The sequence below is a fragment of the Streptomyces sp. NPDC056061 genome, from assembly GCF_042266885.1.
Classification (GTDB): Bacteria; Actinomycetota; Actinomycetes; order Streptomycetales; family Streptomycetaceae; genus Streptomyces.
The window spans coordinates 1-18,988 of the sequence record NZ_JBHJWQ010000022.1 but is presented as its reverse complement, the minus strand read 5'-3'; the positions used below and the strand labels follow the sequence as shown (position 1 = coordinate 18,988).

The following is an 18,988-nucleotide window of genomic DNA, read 5'->3' as shown; positions in this document are numbered from 1 at the left end:
GGAGGGGACCGCACCGTCCGCACCGTGCGCCGCGCCCCGCCGGGCGCCCGCGCCTCCCCGCCCCCTCCCGGCCGCACGGCCCCGCCCCGCACGGACGCCCGGCGCCACCGGGCGCACTGCTTCCCGCACGACCCGTGCGGACCGGTGGCCCGGTCGTCGTCGCGGGCGCACACCGCCCCATCGCCCCTCCGACACAGAGGTTGAACCCATGAGTGACCAAGCGGTGCTACTCGTCGTCTACGACACCGGCAGTCTCGCGCCGACCCGGCTGGCCCGGGCCGCCCGGGAGGTGGGCTGCACGCCGGTGTTCGTCGTGGCCGACACGGACCACGCGCGGGAGATGATCCCGACCCTGGAGACGGTCGGCACGGTGGTGGACACCGCGGGCCTCACCGAGGCGGAGACCGTCGAGTCGCTGCGCGCCCTCGACCCCGCGGGCATCATCACGTTCAGCGAGTTCCGGATCGCCGCCACCGTCCGGCTCGCCGACGCGCTCGGCCTGCGCTACCACCGTCCGGCGGACGTGGACGCCATCACGCACAAGGACCTCCAGCGCGCCCGTTTCGCGGCGGCGGGCGTCGACGCGGTCCGCTTCCGCACCATCACCTCGGCCGGCCAGGTGGACGACGCCGTCGCGCACGTCGGGCTGCCGGCCATCATCAAGCCCGTCGTCGGCGCCTCCAGCCGCAACACCCGGGCCGTGACGACCGCGCAGGAGTGCCGCGCGGCCGTCGCGGAGGTCTTCGACGAGGCCGGCGACGGCCCCGTCGAGACGGCGGTGATGATCGAGGAATTGCTGGTCGGCCGGCCCACCCCGGCGCCGTGGGGCGACTACATCGCCGTGGACTGCGTGGCGGACGGGGACGACGTCCGGCCGGTCTTCGTCACCAGCAAGTTCGCGCTGGCCCACCCCTTCCGCGAGCGCGGTGGCTACGGCGGTTTCTCGATGGTGTCCGAGGACGACGAGCGGGCGGTGCGGGAGCTGGCGTGCCGTGCGGTGCGCGCCCTGAACGTCCACGGCGTCGCCGATGTCGAGATCAAGCTGACCGCCGACGGCCCCCGGGTCATCGAGGTCAACGGCAGGCTCGGCGCCTGGGTGGACGATCTGGCCGTCCGTTCCGGCACCTCGGACCCGGCACGGGTCGCCGTCGCGGCCGCGCTCGGCCGGCCGTACGAGACACCGGAGATCCGGAAGGACGGGCCGATCGCCTTCCACTACCTGGTCGTGCCGCCCGCCGACGCACGCCGGGTGCGGTCGATCCGCAACGTCTCGGCGCTGCGGCGGCTGCCGAACGTCGATCGGGTGACCGTGCTGACCGACCCGGGTGCGTCGGTGGACTGGCGCATCGGCGCCCGCGGCAACGCGGCCGCCGTCATCGGTACCGCCGCGACCCACCAGGACCTGGCCGCCACCGTGGCCGCCATCGAGAACGTGGACTGGATCGACTATGAGTGAACTGCTCGTCATCTGCGACCTGGACGGGGTCCTGGTCGACACCCAGGACGCCGAGAACGGCGCGCTGGCCCACATCGGTGAACTGATGGGGCTGTCCCTCGGCCGGGAACGGCGCGACGAACTGTTCTCCGGCAAGAAGATGCAGGAATGCCTGGACCTGATGGAGGAGCTCGCCGGGACGCCCCCGCCGCCGGACGCCGTCCCGCTGGCCCGTGCCAGGTGCGAGGAGCTCATCGGTGACCGGCTGGAGCCCCTCGCGGGCGTCACCGAGGCGCTCGGCGAACTGGGCGCCCTGCCGGACATCGGCCTGTGCGTCGCGTCCAACAGCCCGCCGGAGATCATCGGGAGCCGACTGGCGAAGGCCGGCCTCCTGCACCACTTCGACGGGCGCCTCTTCTCCGCGTACGACATCGGGGCCTGGAAGCCGGATCCGAAGCTGTTCCTGTGGGCGGCCGAGCGGTGCGGTGCCGCCGTCGACGACTGCCTGGTGGTCGAGGACAGCCCGGTCGGTGTGGACGCCGCGCTCGACGCCGGCATGCGGGTCCTTCAGTACACCCCCGATCCGGCGACGGGACCGCACCGCGACGGTGCCGTGGTCCTGCCGTCGATGCGCGACCTGCCCGCCCTGGTCGCCGCCCACCGGTCGGCCGCCGCCCCGCACGCCCCCGTCAGCGCCCGCCCCGGAGGTACGTCGTGAACGCCGCACGCAAGATCATGGTCCTGGGCGCCGGTGACCTCGGCCGTCGGGTCTTCCACGAACTCGCCCACAGCGACCGGCGTCGCCACGTCCAACTGGTCGGCCGGGACGAGGAGGCCGTGCTGCGGGCCGCCAACCTGACGCGCTTCTGCGGTCTCCAGCGCGGTCACACGCCCACCGTCAGCCACGCCGTGACGGATGTGACGGACGTGGCGCGCACCGCCGAACGGATCGCCGCGTTCGCACCGGATGTCCTCTTCCTCGCGGTCAGCCTCCAGTCGTGGTGGGTCATCTCGACGCTGGAGGACGCCGCGTTCCGGCGGGTGTACGCGGCGCGGTACGGGCCCTGGCTGCCGATGCACCTGGTACCGGTGATGAGGGCCATGGAGGCGGTGCGGCTGTCCGGCACGGAGGCGGTCGTGGTCAACGCCGCCTATCCGGACGCGGTGCACCCGGCGCTCGCCGCGATCGGTCTCTCCCCGGACATCGGCATCGGCAACGTCGCCAACAACGTGCCGGGCATCACCGCGGCCGTCGCCGACGAACTGGGCCGCGAGCCCGCGGACATCGAGGTGCGGCTGGTCGCCCACCACTACGTCTCGCACCGGTTGTCCCGCCACGGCAACAGCGGTTCCGCGGCGATGGGCCTGGGCATTCGCGCGGACGGCCGCGACATCACGGCGGAGCTGGACGTCCCGGCCCTGCTGAACCGGCTGCCCGCCCGCTACCGGCGCACCGGCGGTCTTCCCGGCCAGGCGATGACCGCGGCATCCGCCCTCAGCGTGCTGGAGCCGCTGGCCGACGGGCGGGACGCCCTCGTCCACGCGCCCGGGACGGACGGCGCGCTCGGCGGCGGCCCGGTGGCGATCGAGGCCGGCAAGTTCCGCAGGCTGCTGCCCGACGGCATGACGGAGGAACAGGCGCACGCCGTCAACGTCTCGGGCCAGGTGCAGGACGGCATCAGCGAGATCCGTGCCGACGGAACCGTCGTCTTCGAACCGTCGTCGATGGCGGTCATGACCGAGGAACTCGGCTACGCCTGCGCCGAGATGACGCTCGCGGAGGCCCCGGACCGTGCCACCGAGATCGCCGAGCGCTTCGCGGCGTACCGCGCCCGGACCTCCATGTGAGGCTCGCACGGCCCCGGCCGCCGTCCGGGACGGGACACCCCCGGCAGCACGAACGCCCCGCCCCCGGCGGGGCGTTCGTGCTGCCGGGGACGTGACGAACCTCTCTCCGCCTTGCGATGCACCACATCTGACGCCGCGTGCCGATCCACCACGGATCACGGGGCAGCCCTTGCCCCACCGCACCAGGCGGTACGGACCGGATCGCCTGGTCAGCGACCGGACGTAGCGGATATCGCCCCGCTCCTGGCCACACATCGGCGCGGACCAGGTTATTGGCGCAAAAAAGACACAGCGAGAACTCCGCCCCGTCGAAGGGCCGATTTTCGCCTGGCGTAACTTTCGCGTGAACTGGCCATGGAGCTACTGCCCGCCACCCGTGAAGCAATGGTGGAGGAATCTGCCGGAGGTGTGCGGAAAATCGACACCCTGGCCGAATTTCACTGGCTGAAATCCATCGCCGCGACGTGCAGGATGCGCGCTCGACGGCCTGTCCAAGGCAAGAGGAGCGGCTGTCAAGGGGCGTAATCGAGCCCATCGTTACCCATCGCGGATTCGCCACAAACCATGAAAAGGGTGACCTACGGCCGGAGCGCCGGACACTGCTACAGTCCCATCATCCTCTCGGGACGGCAGGTTTGGGGACACGGCCTGTCATACGTCCCACCGCAGAAAGCCGGGCGCTCTCGACCGGAGTATCACGCCGCCGGCACAGCTCAATACCGGAAGGAGTCGGGGCGGGCCCGAGGGCATGGGGAGTTTTGAGTACGGGGTAGCGCACGTTCTTCGGTCCCGGACATCCGTGGATGAATCACTACATGCGCAGAGCGTGCCAGGATCTGTCGCGCCCCCGGAAAGTCTTTATCGGGGGAAGGAGTTCACGCAGGTGTTGGTGGAGCGCGACAAGGAAATGGCTCGACTCACCCAGTTGTTCGCCGGGGAGACCGGCGAAACGGGCGGGATCGGCGTCATCAGCGGTACCGTTGCCTCGGGCAGGACGGAGTTGCTCAACCAGGTTTCCGAGGACGCCGTCACGAAGGGCGTCCGGTTGCTGAGCGCCATCGCGTGCGCGTCGGAGCAGAGCTTCCCGTACGCGGTACTGGAACAACTGTTGCACGGGGCGTCCCCACGACCACTCGGGCCGGACTTCGCGGACGCCGGGGACGGGGAATCGGACCGGGTTCCGCTGGGCGTGCTCCAGGGATTTCACCGGGCGATCACCGAATTGGCCGAATCCGCACCAGTGCTGATCGCCATCGATGACATACAGTTCGCCGACGCGCAGTCGCTCCAGTGCCTCGCGTACACCATCCGGCGCTGCCGCGGCATGGCGCTGACCACGGTGGTCACCCATCGCCCGCGGACCGGACACGCCACCCCCACCACGCTGTACGAGCTGTTGCAGCAGCGGCAGGTCCACCACGTGCGGCTGGGCCCGCTCACCGTCGACGGCGTCTCCCGACTGCTGGCCGATGAGCTCGGCGCCGAGGGCGCGCGGCGTCACGCCGCCGCCTTCCACGCCACCACCGGCGGCAACCCGCTGCTGCTGCGCAGCCTGCTGGAGGACCGCCTCTCCCGGCTCGCCCGCGGTCAGCACCCGGACGCCTCCGGGGACACCGCGGACGACGGCCCGGTGATCGGAGACGTCTTCCGCCAGGCGGCGCTGTCGTGCGTGCACCGCTGCGGCGGCACGGACCAGCTGCGGGTCGCCCAGGGCATCGCGCTGCTGGGCGACGCCACCTCCCCCCGGCTGCTGAGCAGTCTGGTCGAGAAGGAGGAACGCGTCGTACGGCAGTCCGTCGCCGCCCTCGGCGAGGCGGGCATCCTCCGCGGCACCGGGTTCCGGTGCGACGAGGTCCGGACCGTGCTCCTCGACGACCTGCCCGGCGAGGAGCTCGGACGGCTGCATCGCCGGGCTGCGCACCTGCTGCATCAGGAGGGCGCCGACCCCACCGACGTGGCCGAACAGTTGCTGAGCCACGAGGAGGCGGCACCGAACGAGGAGTGGGCGTCGTCGGCGTTGCGGGAGGCGGCCCGGCTGGCGCTCGCCGAGGACCGCCCCGAGCTTGCCGTCCGCTGTCTGCACCTGGCCAAGCACTGCTGCACGGATGAGCAGGAGTCACTCATCATCCAGGCGACACTGGCCGACGCGCTGTGGCGGGTCAAACCGCTGACACAGGGGCAGCGACTCCAGTCGCTCGCCGGTCCGGCCCGAGAGGGGCTGCTGCCGCCCCGGCACACCCTGCGGGTGGCCGCCGGGCTGCTGCGCATCGGTTCGCTGGACGACGCCGCCGCCGCCGTCGGGCAGGTCACCCGGACCCTGGCACAGGCCCCCGGGGCGGAGCTGGACCCGGAGCTGCGGGCCCTCGGCCTGAACCTGTCCTGCACCTTCCCCGGCGCCGCACTGCCGGAGTTCCTGGAGCTGCGGAGCATCGTCGAGGACGAGGAGCAGCACCGGGACCTCGGCCCGGCACCGGACCTCGGCACCGGCGACACCCCCGAGATCACCGCTCTGACCGCCCTGCGGCGGGTCATGGCCGACGCCACCGACGTCTCCGCCGTGCAGGCCGCGGAGCGGGTGCTGGAGAGCACCCGGCTGAGCGAGCGGACGGCGTACGCGCTCCGGGTCGCGCTGCGCACGCTGATCTACGGGGATCGCATCACCGCCGCGGCCACCTGGTGCGACAGGGTGCTGGCGGAGGCCGGGGACCGCTTCACCCGGGCATGGCTTGCCGACTTCGGCGCCATCCGCGGCCACATCGCCCTGCGCAGGGGACGCCTCCACGACGCGGCGCGGTACGCGGAGGGCGCCCTGGAGCAGCTGCCGGCACGCGGCTGGGGGGTGAACGTGGGCATGCCGCTGGCGGTGCTGGTCGAGGCGCACACCGCCATGGGCCAGCACGACGCGGCGGGCAAGCTGCTGGCCCGCCCGGTCCCCGAGGCGCTGTTCCAAACCCGGTTCGGGCTGCACTATCTGTACGCCCGCGGTATGCACCAGCTGGCCACCGGCCGTCACCACGCGGCCCTCACCGACCTGCGCGCCTGCGGGGAGCGGATGACCGCCTGGGGCCTGGACTCCCCCTCCGTGGTGCCGTGGCGCCTGGGCTTCGCCGAGACCTGGCTGGCGCTGGGCCACAAGGAGAAGGCGGCGCGGATGGCACAGGAGCAGCTCGACCTGGTGCCTCCCGTCCTGCCCCGTACCCGTGGCTCCTCGCTGTACGTGCTCGCCGCGACCCGGCCGGTCGCCGAGCAGCCCGAGCTGCTCCAGCAGGCGCTGGACCTGCTGCAGAGCGGCGACAGCTGGTACGGGATGGCGCGCACGATGGCGCAGCTCGCCGAGGCGCACAAGCAGCTGGAGGACGCGGACACCAGCCGTCTGATGACCCGCCGTGCCTGGCGGCTGGCGGACGGCTGCGGCGCCGAGGAGCTGTCCCGTTCGCTCCAGCGCGCCCGCGGCCGGGGGGCGGCCGAGGCCGTGGGCGCACGGCAGGCGGGCGGCGGGTCCGTGGCCGGGTTCTCCTGCCTCTCCGACGCCGAGCGACGGGTCGCGGCGCTGGCCGCCTCCGGGTACACGAACCGTGAGATAGCGGCCAAGCTGTTCATCACGATCAGCACGGTGGAGCAGCACCTCACCCGCGTCTACCGGAAGATCAACATCAGTCAGCGGCGCGACCTCCCGGCGGGTCTCGGATCCGACGTGGCGCACACCGCGTAGGGGCCGCTCCGCACCCTCCGGCGGGCGCGGTCCGGACCCCGGTCGTGTCCGCGAGCGCGTCGCGGGCGTCCGCCCGGAGGCGGGGCAACCGGCCCCGGTCTCCGGGCGGACGACGCCGCCCCGGGGGGCGCGCCCCGACCGTTCACGGCCCGTCGGCAAGGGGCAGCTAGGGGTTGTCGGTCCGACGGGGCCGCCCCTAGCGTGAGATCGTCTTCGGCACGCCCCCGAGAGGTTCTCCCCATGACGTCAGCCACTGCGGCTCCGACGACAATGCTCGTGCCGGATTTCCCTTTCTCGTACGACAGTTGGCTGCGTCATCCGGCGGGTCTCGGTTCGCTGCCGCCCGCGGCGGCGGGCACCGAGGTCGCCGTGATCGGTGGCGGCATGGCCGGCTCGACGGCCGCGTACGAACTGATGCGGCTGGGGCTGCGTCCGGTCCTCTACGAGGCCGAGCAGCTGGGCGGGCGCATGCGCTCGGTTCCCTTCCCGGGGCACCCGGAACACGTGGCGGAGATGGGGGCCATGCGCTTCCCGGTCTCCGCGCGCTCGCTGTTCCACTACATCGACCTGCTGGGCCTGAGCACCCGCCCGTTCCCCAACCCGCTGGCACCGTCCACCCCGAGCACGCTGATCGACCTCAACGGCGTCCGGCACCGGGCGTCCACCGTTGCCGAACTGCCCGGTGTCTACCAGGAGGTCGCCGACGCCTGGGAGAAGGCGCTCCAGGAGCACGCCGAGCTCTCCACGGTCCGCGACGCCATCCGTCGGCGGGACGTCGAGACGCTCAAGGCGGTCTGGAACCGGCTGGTGCGGGAGTACGACGACCAGTCCTTCTACGGTTTCCTGGCCACCTCCGGCGCCTTCCAGTCCTTCCGCCACCGGGAGATCTTCGGGCAGGTCGGCTTCGGCACCGGCGGCTGGGACACCGACTTCCCCAATTCGGTGCTGGAGATCCTGCGCGTCGTCTTCACCGAGGCGGACGACAACCACCACAGCATCGTGGGCGGTTCGCAGCAGGTGCCGCTGGGGCTGTGGGAGCACCGGCCGCGGCGGCTCGCCCACTGGCCGCAGGGCACCTCGGTCGCCTCGCTGCATCCGGACGGCCGCCCCCTGCCCGCGGTCACCCGGCTGCGGCGCACCGCGGAGGGCATCCGGGTCACCGACGAGAGCGGCCGGGCCCGGGACTTCCCGGCGGTCGTCTTCAGCCCGCACGTGTGGGCGCTGCTCAACCGCGTCGACTGCGACCCCGCGCTGTTGCCCACCGAGCACTGGACGGCGGTGGAGCGCACCCACTACATGGGGGCGTCCAAGCTGTTCGTGCTGGTCGACCGCCCGTTCTGGCGGGACCGCGACCCGGTCACCGGCGCCGAAGCGATGAGCATGACGCTGACCGACCGCATGCCGCGCGGGGTCTACCTCTTCGACGACGGCCCGGACCGTCCCGGCGTGATGTGCCTGTCGTACACCTGGAACGACGACTCGCTGAAGGTCGCCACGCTCTGCGCCGAGGAGCGGCTGGAGGTCCTGCTGTCCCGGCTGGCGGAGGTGTACCCGGCGGTCGACATACGTTCCCATGTCATCGCGGAGCCGTTGACCGTCACCTGGGAGACGGAGCCGCGCTTCATGGGCGCCTTCAAGTCCAACCTTCCCGGCCAGTACCGCTATCAGCGGCGGCTGTTCACCCAGTTCATGCAGGAGGACCTGGACGCGGCGCAGCGCGGTCTCTTCCTGTGCGGCGACGACGTGTCCTGGACCGCGGGCTTCGCCGAGGGCGCGGTGACCACGGCCCTCAACGCGGTGTGGGGTGTGCTGAACCATCTCGGTGGGACCACCCACCCGGACAACCCGGGCCCCGGCGATCTGTTCCACGAGCTGGCGCCGTTGGATCTGCCGTACGGCTGAGAGTCCGCAGGGACGAGGGGGCCGGTGGTGGAGCGATCCACCACCGGCCCCCTCGTCGTCGCCGTGCGCGACCGCCGGTTACGGCTGTTCCCCGGCCAGCTTCTCCAGCGCCTTCTTGTCCGGCTTGCCGTTGCGGTTGAGCGGGAACGACTCCAGCACCACGACCCGGTTGGGCTGCTCGTAGGCGGGCAGCACCTCGCACAGCCGGTCGCGCCAGTACGAGGCTTCCCGCCGTTCCTCGTCCTCGACGAAGAAGACGAGCTGCGCGCCGCGCCGCTCGTCGGGCAGCGGCACGATACGGGTGGATATGTGCGAGACGGCGGCCTTGCGCTCGATGAGTTCGGGGTAGAGCGTGTATCCCATGCGGTGCACGGCGAACTTGCGGCCCAGGACGTAGAGGTTGTCCTGCGCGTCGAGGTAGCCGAGGTCGCCGGTGGGCTGCCAGCCGGTCGGGAACGAGTCGATGCCGCCGTCCTCGGCCAGGTGGCCCTCCAGCGCGTCCGGGGTGTCGACCTCGATCTCGCCGGCTTCGCCGGGGGCCACCGGAATCCCGTCCTCGTCCACGATCCGCAGCTTGATGCCGTCCATGGCCCGGCCGCAGGAGACCGGGTTGTCCAGGGTGGCGAAGGCGATGTTGCCGAGCTCGGTGGAGCCGTAGCTGTCGAGCAGCGCCAGCCCGAACGCGTCGAGATAGCGGTCGGAGAGCGTTCCGTCCAGCGGCGCCGCGCCGGAGCAGAACATCCGCACCGACTCCAGCTGGGCGCGCAGGACGGGCTTGCGGTTGACCAGGTTGAGGATGGAGCGATAGCTGGAGGGGGTGGCGTCGATGACGGTGGTGCCGGTCCGTCCGGCCAGTTGCACCGCGCGGTCGAGCCGCTTGTACGGGGCGATGACCAGCGAGCACTGCCGTATCCAGGCGATCAGCACCATGGACAGCCCGTACTGGTGGGCGAAGGGCAGCAGCGGCATCAGGACGTCGTCGGAGCGGTGGCCCACCTGGTCCGCGTTGCGTTCCAGGTTCTTCAGGAACTTGGCGCCCGACTTGACGGCGCCCTTGGGGCTGCCGGTGGAGCCCGACGTCCACATGATGAGGCCGTCGGGCCGGTCGCCCCAGGAGCCGAAGTCCAGTCGCAGGCCCGGGGCGACCGGGCGGCCGACGGCGGGAGCGATCAGCTCGTAGAGGTGCACGGCGGGGGTCTCGTCGTCGATCGGCGCGTCGTCGTCGACGAGCGCCATCACGGCGCCGGTGCGCAGCGCGATGCGGCGGGTCTCGTCGACGTGCTCCTGCTGGTCGACCAGCACGATGGAGGCGCCGACGTGCATCAGTGCGAACAGCACGCTGACATAGGCGGCGGAATTGCCGGCCTTGAGAATGACGCGGTCGCCCTCGGCCACCCCGCGTTCACGGATCACATCGGCGACACGCAGTGCGTCCTGCTCGAAATCTGCGAGGGTCTGCGCCGAGTCGACTGCAAAGATCTTCGCGGTCATCGGTCGTACTCTTCCTCTTCCTCTGTCTGGAGTACGGGCAGCCGCGGGACCTCTACGGCCCGTGGGCGCCCTTGTCGTCGGCGCCGATTTCCCACTCGGCATCGAGGTTTGACTGGGAGAGCAGCTGGTCGTGCACCAGATTGACGACCTCTCTCCGGCTCGCGTCGAGATAGCCGCGGGCCCCGGGAAACACCTCAAGGTCGAACCGTCCGCGGGTGCACCGCCGCCAGGCCCGCACGGCGTGCAGTGGTGTCTTCGGGTCGCGTTCGCCGGCGAGCGCGACGACGCGGCAGGCGAGTACCGGCGGGCCCAGCGGCGTGTCCCGTCGGCCGGAGCCCCGCTGCGCGGTGCTCCCGGAGACGAACAGGGTGAGCACCGCCGACTCCGACTCCCGTTCCAGGCGTTCGGCGACGCGGTAGGCGAGGGCGGCACCGGCCCGGTGGCCGAAGAGGGCGACGGGCCGGCCGGTCCACTCCCCCAGGACGTCGAGAACCCGGTCCACCAGTTCCGGCGAGTCGGTGACGTGGTCGCCCTGTCCACCGTCGATGTCGGGCAGGTACTGGACCACGAGCACCTCCACGGTGGGCAGGAGCAGCTCCGAGAGGGAGAGGAAATACGCGGTGGATTCGGCGCATTCGGGAAAGCAGATCAGCCGGAAGCTGCTGGGGGTCTCCGGTTGCACAATCCGAATGAGGTTGACACCATCGGGTTCGACCTTGCTCAACGAATACTTCCTCGTTGCCGGTTGATCCCGTCGGCGTGTGTGCCGCCGGTCGTCCCGGTGGTCGATGCCTTCATGAGTGGATCTCTACACCTTGCCGTCGTCGCCGCGAAGCCCTCGACGCGTTACCCACCCTCCCCCTCACCATTACTATCGGTAAAGAGCTGTTCGGTAAAGAGCTATTCGAAGCGCTCACGCCGCAAGGCTATGAGCTCGCATCCGAGTGCCACAACCCCTAGTAACCGCTATCCGCTCACATGGTTGCACCGGCCCGTCCCGGGGTATTCACTCCTCGCCGCAGGGGTGCCAGAGGTGTAAATTAATGAATTCACCACCCATATCCGGCACCCCCCTGAGGGCTGCCCCGCAATCCCTGGTGGATCGGCGTGCGGCGTCAGATGCGGTGCATCGCAAGGCGGAGGGGCGTCCGCATACTGGCCGCATTCGGGCGTTCCGACAACGCGACAAGGTGCCGCAGCTGTCGTCGCGCACCCGCCGGGGATTATGGGACAGCCCTTAGGTACCCCTCATCGCGTCGGACAACCCCCTAATTATCGAGGCCGCCCTGCCCTCGGGTTCACGGTGCGTGTTAGAACTGGGCACGTACGTTTCCGTAATCCCATAATCGGTGCGCGACAGCGCAGCAGGTCGCCTTTGGTCTGTTCTGGCACAACACCGCGCTGCCGTCTCGTGTTCCGTCCGATACACAGGCATCGATGGATACATCACACACCATGGATTTCGCCGTCATCGTCGACGGCCTCAAAAAGCATTATTCCGGCCGACCCGCGCCCGCGGTGGACGATCTGAGTTTCACGGTCAACCACGGCGAGGTCTTCGGGTTCCTCGGCCCCAACGGGGCCGGCAAGACCACCACCATCGGCATTCTGACCACCCGGGTGGCACCGAGCGGCGGGCGAGCGTTCGTACAGGGCGTCGACGTGGTGGCCAAACCGGCAGTGGCCCGTCAGTCCTTCGCCGTCGTGCCGCAACGGAACAACCTCGACCGGTCGTTGACGATTCGCCAGAATCTGACTTTCCACGCCGGGTACCACGGGTTGTCGCGGGTGGACCGCAACAAGCTCGCCGACGAGAGCCTGGAGTGGGTGGGGCTGTCCGACCACGGCGACGCCCGGGCGGATCAGGTCTCCGGCGGTCAGGCGCAGCGGGTGATGATCGCCCGTGCGCTGATGCACCGTCCGAGGGTGCTGTTCCTCGACGAGCCGGCCACCGGTCTGGACCCGCAGTCGCAGATCTTCGTCCACGAACGGGTGGCCGAGCTCAAGCAGCGCGGCGTCACGGTGGTCATCACCACCCACAACATGGACGAGGCCGCCAAGCTGTGCGACCGGATCGGGATCGTCGACCACGGCAAGCTGCTGGCGCTCGACACCCCGCAGGCGCTGATCGACACGATCAACAGCACCGCACTGACGGTGTCGGTGCATCCGCCGTCCAACGGGATCGACTACGCCCTCTCGCTGATCCGCAGCATCCAGGGCGTGGAGCGGGTCGAGACGTTCCAGCAGGATGACGACGACCTGGTGGACAGCCTGCTGGAGGGCGGGGTGAGCATCGACAACAGCGTCCGGCTGAAGGTCTACAGCGACGCGTCGTCCTCGGTCATCCTGCCCCCGACCATCAAGGCCCTTACCGACGCCGGTTGCGCGATCAAGGACCTGAGTGTCAGCCAGTCGACCCTGGAAGACGTCTTCGTCGAGCTGACCGGAAGAGAGCTGCGATGACCACCTCCGCAACCCCTTCCACACCCGCCGGGGGTGCCAGGCCCCCCGGCGGCGGGGCCGCCGGTGCGCCGGTGCCCGGCAAGGGCGGCAAGCAGTCCGGCGCGGACACGCTCGTCATCTCCGCCGTTCCGGCCGAGGAGAAGACCGCGACCATGTCCGCACCCGCCCCCGGTCCCGTCGTCGGCACGGTGACGGGACCCGGTGGTCCGCCCGGCCCCGTCGGTCCGAAGCTGCCTGCCGAGTCCACCCGTTTCCCGGGTGCCAAGGGCGGTCGGCACCGGCGCAGGGCCGGACGCTGGCGGACGTTCTTCTTCATCCTGTGGCGGGACATCTTCGTCACCGGCCGGGAGATCGCCCCCTTCCTGGGCCAGGTGCTGGTCGAGCCGTTCTTCATCCTGTTCGTGTTCGGCAAGGTGCTGGGCGAACTCGGCTACACCACGCCCGGCTTCGAGCAGGTGCTGCTGCCGGGTGTCGTCGCGCTCAACAGCTTCCTCGTCGCGCTGCAGAACACCGCACTGCCGCTGGCCATCGACTTCTCCTGGACCAAGGAGATCGAGGACCGGCTGCTGGCACCGATCCCGACCGCGCTGGTGGCGGTGGAGAAGGCGATCTTCGGTGCGATCCGGGGCCTCATCGGTTCGCTGATCATGATCCCGATCGGTCTGATGCTGCTGGACAACGTCTCCTGGCCGCTGCACACCCTCCCCCAGACGCTGGGCATCCTGAGCCTCGGCGGTCTGGTCGGCGGTTGTGTCGGGCTGACGCTGGGAACGCTGGCACCGCCGCGCCACATCAGCATCGTCTTCGCCATGACGCTGACCCCGATCATGTTCACCGGTGCCACCCAGTTCCCGTGGCAGAGCCTGTCGGACATCCGGTGGTTCCAGATCCTGTGCGCCTTCAACCCGCTGACGTACGTCAGTGAGGCGATGCGCGGGCTGCTGCTGCCGCCCGAGGGCCCGGACTCGATCCCGCTGTGGATCTGCATCTCCGCCATCGGTGCCGCCTGCCTGGTCTACGGCTTCATCGGCATCAGGGGATTCAACAAGCGGGCGCAGGACTGACCGCGAATCACCTGTGTGCGACATCCCGAGGGGCCTGCCCGCGCAGGCCCCTCGAACGCGTTTTCTCCCACCGTCCAGTAGTGAGGACACACCTGCCATGACGGCAACCGAGCAGACCGCGGCCGGGCAGCCCAGGACCGCCATCGTCTTCCCCGGCATGGGGCCGTCCGCCTTCGCCGAGGTGGGCAGGTTCCTGGTGCTCGACCCCTTCGCCCGCAGGCGGCTGGCGGAGGCCGACGAGGCGCTGGGGTACTCCGTCTTCGACCGGCTCCGCGAATCCCAGGACGACTACTCCGAGGCCACGCAGATCGCCTTCCTCGTCAACTCGATGGCCGCGGCCGACCGGGCGGTCGAGGAACTGGGCATCACCCCGGACATCTGCGTGGGCCCCAGCTTCGGCCAGAAGGCGGCCACCGCGTTCGTCGGATCGCTGCCCTTTCCCGAACTGGTCCGGCTCACCGCCGAGATGGCCCGCTGCGAACTCGCTTACTTCGCCGAGGAGTACCAGGACGCGGTGACCCACACCTTCTTCCGGACCCCGCAGGACCGACTCGCCGGCATTCTCGCCGAGTTCGACGAGCGCGGCGAATGGTACGACTACTCCGGCCACCTCGACGAGGGTTTCTGCATGGTCTCCCTGCGGGAGAAGGAGCTGGCGGAGCTCAAGCGCCGGGTCAGCGCGATCGGCGGCTACTCGATGTACACCATGGTCCCGGCGGTGCACGCGCCCGCCTTCAAGGAGCTGCGACGCCGCGTCGAGGAGGACGTCCTGCCGAAGTACGCGCTCGCCGACCCGAGGCTGCCGGTCGTCACCGACCAGGACGGCACGATCGTCCGGACCGCCGACGAGCTGCGCACCATGCTGCTGGACACCTTCGACCTGCCCATCCACTGGCCCAAGGTGGTCGACACGCTCAAGGCCGACGGTGTGACGAAGCTCTGCATCACCGGCCCCGACAACCTCTTCCACCGCCTGGACCGCACCAAGTCCAACTTCGAGGTGGTCAGGGTGGGTCCCGCCAAGCGGGGCCGGCCCCCGCGCCGACGCTGACGACCGGGCCCCGCACGAAGAGGGCCGGGCCCGCACCTCCCGAAGTCTCGGGGAGCGCGGGCCCGGCCCTCTTCGTGGTCGGTGTGTCAGGCCGACAGCCAGTCCGTCACGGCCCGAGCGGTCGTCGCGGCGTGCTCCTCCATCATGGTGAAGTGGTTGCCGGGCACGTCCAGCACGGTGTGCGCCGAGTCCCAGTACGCACGCCAGTCACCGCCCTCGCCACGGGTCCAGTCGAACAGCCGCTCCCCCGCCCGCACCAGCAGCGTCGGCGTCTTGATCTCACGCGGCCGCCACTCGCCGAAGAGCCGGAAGTAGGCGCCCATCGCCAGCAGCCGGGCGTCGTCGACCGGCACGTAGCTCTCGCTCCGCTCGCCCACCCCCGCGGTCAGACCGGGCTGGATGCCGGTGGCCGCGTCCGCGTCGTGGGAGTAGATGTCGAGCAGTACGACTCCCTCGGGGAAGACGCCGCCGCTCTCCAGCCGGGCGGCCACCTCGTGCGCCAGCATGCCGCCCGAGGAGTGGCCCAGCAGCACGAACGGGCCGCCGTCCGCCTGCCGCAGCACCGCCTCGGCCAGCACCTCGACGACCGCCTCCGCGGTGGCCGGGAGCTGTTCCCCGGCGACGAAGCCGGGGTTGGCCACGGCCCAGACGTCCCGGTGGCCGCGGAAGTCCGCGGCGAACCGCGCGTACTGGTGCGGGCCCGACAGGGTCAGGATCGAGGAGAAGCAGATCAGCGCGGGCGGCGCCGACTCCTCCCCGCGCGAGAGCCGCACCGGGGCGGGGGTCCGGGTCAGCTCGGCGGCACTGCCGAAGGACGGCCGGAAGCGCGAGACATCCATCAGCAGACGGGTGAACTCCTCCTGCCGCCCCGACGCCCCGGCCTCCCGCAGCATCGGGCCGAACACACCGTCCTGCCCGGCCCCACCGGCCGACTCCCTCTCCGCGCCCGCCGGGGCCGCGGAACCGGCCACCGCGTCGGCGAGATGCTCCAGCATGTGCCGCGCGACGAGGGTGGGTGTGCCGTGGTCGAACAGCAGCGTCGGGGGCAGCCGAAGCCCGCTCGCCGCGTTGAGCCGGTTGCGCAGCTCCACCGCGGTCAGCGAGTCGAAGCCCAGCTCCAGGAAACCGCGGTCGGGCCCGACGGCGTCGGCGTCCGCGAAGCCCAGGACGACCGCGGCCTGCGCGGACACCAGCTCTCGCACCACGCCTTCCCGCTCGGCCTCGGCGATCCCGGCCAGCCGCTGCGCCAGCGAGGGGCCGGCCAGATCCACGGGGGCGGCGTCGGCCTTACGCCGCCGGGCCCCGCGCACCAGTCCCCGGAAGACGGCGGGCAGTGCGCCCGCGTCGGCCTGGGCACGCAGCGGCCCGAGGTCCAGGTGCAGCGGAATCAGCAGCGACTCCGCGTCCACCGCATACGCCGTCCACGCCGCGTCGAACAGCTCCAGGCCGTCCGCCGAGGTCAGCGGCGCCATCCCGGACCGCGCCATGCGCGCCACGTCCGCGTCCGCCATGTCGCCGGTCATCGCCGAGCGCTGTTCCCACAGGCCCCAGGCCAGCGAGAGCGCGGGCAGCCCCGCGGCCCGCCGGTGCCGGGCGAGCGCGTCCAGGAAGACGTTGGCGGCCGCGTAGTTGCCCTGGCCCGGTGCGCCGAAGGTACCGGCGGCGGAGGAGAAGAGCACGAACGCGGTCAGGTCGAGGTCGCGGGTCAGCTCGTGCAGGTTCTGCGCCGCGGCCACCTTGGGCCGGAAGACACTGTCGATCCGGGCCGGAGTGAGCGCCGGGATCAGCCCGTCGTCCAGCACTCCGGCGGTGTGCAGCACCGCCCGCAGCGGCCGGTCCGCAGGCACCTCGGCCAGCAGCCGTGCCAGCGCGTCGCGGTCGGCGGCGTCGCAGGCCGCGACGGTCACCTCGGCACCTCGTGCCCGCAGGGCGTCGACGAGCTCGGGCACGCCCTCGGCCCTCTCGCCGCGCCTGCTGGTGAGCAGCAGGTGGCGCACTCCGTGCTCGGCGACCAGGTGCCGGGCCAGCAGTCCGCCGAGGACCCCGGTGGCACCGGTGATCAGCACCGTGCCCTCCGGGTCGAACTCCGGTGCCTGTTCGGGCGCCTCGTCCGCCACCCGGGTCAGCCGCGGCACGTGCAGGCCACCGGTACGCAGGGCGAGCTGCGGCTCGCCGGAGGCCACCGCGGCGGGCAGGGCGTACCGGGACGCCTCGTCGCCGTCCAGGTCCAGGAGCAGGAACCGGTCCGGATTCTCCGTCTGCGCGGTGCGCACCAGGCCCCACACGGGGGCGTGCACCAGGTCGGACACGTCCGCGTCGACGGTGGTGGCCACGGCGCCACGGGTGACGAACGCCAGCCTGGCCCCGGCGAATCCGTCCTCCGCGAGCCACGTCTGCACGTCCGCCAGCGCGGCGTGCGCGGCCCGTCCGGCCGCCTGCGCCGTGTCTCCGGCCGGTTCCGCGGCATAGGGAATCAGGACGAGTTCGGGCACGGGCCTGCCGGAGGCGATCAGCGCGGCGAGCCCGGCCAGGTCCGGGTGGTTCTCGCAGTCGACCCCGGCCGCCTCCAGCGCGGCACCCAGGCCCAGGTGGTCGGCGCCGACCACCGCCCACGGCGTGGTGGGCCGGGCCGCGGAGGCCGCGGCGGGCAGCGCCTGCCACTCCAGCCGGAACAGCGAATCGTGATAGGCGATCCGGGCCGCCCGCAGTTGCTCGGGAGCGATGCGCCGCAGAACCAGCGAGTCGACGGTCATGACCGCGCCGCCCGCCTCGTCGGCCACCGTCAGGGCGACCGCGTCCGGACCGGCCGGGGCGATGCGCACCCGCAGCGCCGAGGCACCCGCGGCGTGCAGGGCCACTCCGCTCCAGGAGAACGGCAGCCGTATGCCGTCCGCTTCCGTGCCGAGGAAGTCGCCGAGCGCGACCCCGTGCAGTGCGGCGTCCAGCAGCGCCGGGTGCAGCCCGAACAGGGCGGCGTCGGAACGCTGTCCGTCCGGCAGTCGCAGTTCGGCGAAGACCTCGTCGCCCCGGCGCCAGGCGGCCCGCAGGCCCCGGAAGGCCGGGCCGTACCCGAACCCGCCGTCCGCGAACCGCTCGTACAGCTCGTCCACCTCGACGGCGACGGCGTCCACCGGCGGCCAGACCGCGAGCTCCCCGGCCGGTCGCCCGGCCGTGTCGGCCATGAGCACGCCACTCGCGTTGCGGCTCCACGGCTCGTCGGCCCGGTCCTCGGCGCCCGCCCGCTGCTCCGCACGGGAGTGGATCTCCAGCGTCCGGCGCCCGGTGGCATCGGCTGCGCCGACGACAAGTCGCAGCTGGACCCCGCCGCGCTCCGGCAGGATCAGCGGCGCCTCCAGCGTCAGCTCCTCCAGCAGGTCGCAGTCGACCTGATCGCCCGCGCGCACCGCCAGTTCGACGAAGGCGGTACCCGGCACCAGTACGGTGCCCGCGACGGCGTGGTCGGCGAGCCAGGGGTGGGTCTGGAGCGAGAGCCGTCCGGTCAGCAGGACGCCGTCCGAGTCCGGGAGGTCGACGGCCGCACCCAGCAGCGGGTGCCCGGCGGCACCGAGTCCGGCGGAGGAGACGTCGCCCACGGCCGAGGCAGGGACCTCGATCCAGTAGCGCTGGTGCTGGAAGGCGTAGGTGGGCAGGTCGGTCCTGCGGGCACCCGTGCCCTCGAACACCGCGCCCCAGTCCACCTCGACACCCCGGGCCCATGCCTCGCCCAGCGACAACCAGAACCGCTCCGGACCACCCTCACCACGCCGCAACGACCCCACCACAGCCGCCTCACGACCCGCATCCTCAGCCGTCTCCTGCACACCCACCGCCAGCACCGGATGCGCACTCGACTCCACGAACACCCCGAACCCCTCATCCAGCAGACGACGGACCGCACCCTCCAGCTCGACGGTGCGCCGCAGGTTCGCGAACCAGTACTCCGCGTCCAGCTCCGGACCCTCCACCCACTGCCCCGTCACCGTCGACAGGAACGGCACCCGAGCCACCCCCGGCACCAC

The 18,988-nt window shown here is 71.4% G+C and carries 11 protein-coding genes; 8 read left to right on the top strand and 3 right to left on the bottom strand.

Annotated features, from left to right (window positions below; all coding sequences use genetic code 11):
- Positions 1–208 precede the first annotated feature (208 nt).
- From ACFC79_RS26750 to ACFC79_RS26730, 5 genes are all read left to right on the top strand, one after another.
- The gene (locus ACFC79_RS26750) at positions 209–1,456 is read left to right on the top strand and encodes an acetyl-CoA carboxylase biotin carboxylase subunit family protein (RefSeq protein ID WP_376244770.1); all 1,248 of its coding nucleotides are present in this window, start codon (positions 209–211) and stop codon (positions 1,454–1,456) included.
- Positions 1,449–2,153: an HAD family hydrolase gene (locus ACFC79_RS26745; protein WP_376244768.1), complete on the top strand. Its 705-nt coding sequence runs from the start codon at positions 1,449–1,451 to the stop codon at positions 2,151–2,153. The genes ACFC79_RS26750 and ACFC79_RS26745 overlap by 8 nt, the downstream gene beginning before the upstream one ends.
- Positions 2,150–3,283: a hypothetical protein gene (locus ACFC79_RS26740; protein ID WP_376244765.1), complete on the top strand. Its 1,134-nt coding sequence runs from the start codon at positions 2,150–2,152 to the stop codon at positions 3,281–3,283. The genes ACFC79_RS26745 and ACFC79_RS26740 overlap by 4 nt, the downstream gene beginning before the upstream one ends.
- An 883-nt stretch (positions 3,284–4,166) precedes the next feature.
- Entirely contained in the window at positions 4,167–6,995 is a 2,829-nt protein-coding gene (locus ACFC79_RS26735; RefSeq protein WP_376244763.1) for a LuxR C-terminal-related transcriptional regulator, read from the top strand.
- Between the two features lie 240 nt (positions 6,996–7,235).
- Positions 7,236–8,897, top strand: a complete 1,662-nt coding sequence (locus tag ACFC79_RS26730) for a flavin monoamine oxidase family protein (RefSeq protein ID WP_376244760.1) — start codon at positions 7,236–7,238, stop codon at positions 8,895–8,897.
- Between the two features lie 78 nt (positions 8,898–8,975).
- On the opposite strand, the gene ACFC79_RS26725 is transcribed toward ACFC79_RS26730, so the two are convergent.
- A complete protein-coding gene (locus ACFC79_RS26725) occupies positions 8,976–10,388 on the bottom strand; it encodes a class I adenylate-forming enzyme family protein (protein ID WP_376244758.1) in 1,413 nt (470 codons plus the stop codon).
- Positions 10,389–10,440: 52 nt separating this feature from the next.
- Positions 10,441–11,112, bottom strand: coding sequence for a thioesterase II family protein (locus ACFC79_RS26720; RefSeq protein WP_376244755.1), 672 nt, complete (start codon positions 11,110–11,112; stop codon positions 10,441–10,443).
- Between the two features lie 713 nt (positions 11,113–11,825).
- Between ACFC79_RS26720 and ACFC79_RS26715 the strand changes: the two genes are divergently transcribed.
- From ACFC79_RS26715 to ACFC79_RS26705, 3 genes are all read left to right on the top strand, one after another.
- Positions 11,826–12,854 (top strand): ABC transporter ATP-binding protein, encoded by a 1,029-nt coding sequence (locus ACFC79_RS26715; RefSeq protein ID WP_376244752.1) that lies wholly within the window; start codon positions 11,826–11,828, stop codon positions 12,852–12,854.
- Positions 12,851–13,918 (top strand): ABC transporter permease, encoded by a 1,068-nt coding sequence (locus tag ACFC79_RS26710; protein ID WP_376244749.1) that lies wholly within the window; start codon positions 12,851–12,853, stop codon positions 13,916–13,918. Before ACFC79_RS26715 ends, ACFC79_RS26710 begins: the two co-directional genes overlap by 4 nt.
- 97 nt (positions 13,919–14,015) lie before the next feature.
- The gene (locus ACFC79_RS26705) at positions 14,016–14,969 is read left to right on the top strand and encodes an ACP S-malonyltransferase (RefSeq protein ID WP_376244747.1); all 954 of its coding nucleotides are present in this window, start codon (positions 14,016–14,018) and stop codon (positions 14,967–14,969) included.
- An 86-nt stretch (positions 14,970–15,055) separates the two neighbouring features.
- Here ACFC79_RS26705 and ACFC79_RS26700 read toward each other — a convergent pair whose 3' ends face one another.
- The gene (locus tag ACFC79_RS26700; protein ID WP_376244744.1) at positions 15,056–18,976 is read right to left on the bottom strand and encodes a type I polyketide synthase; all 3,921 of its coding nucleotides are present in this window, start codon (positions 18,974–18,976) and stop codon (positions 15,056–15,058) included.
- Positions 18,977–18,988: the final 12 nt, after the last annotated feature.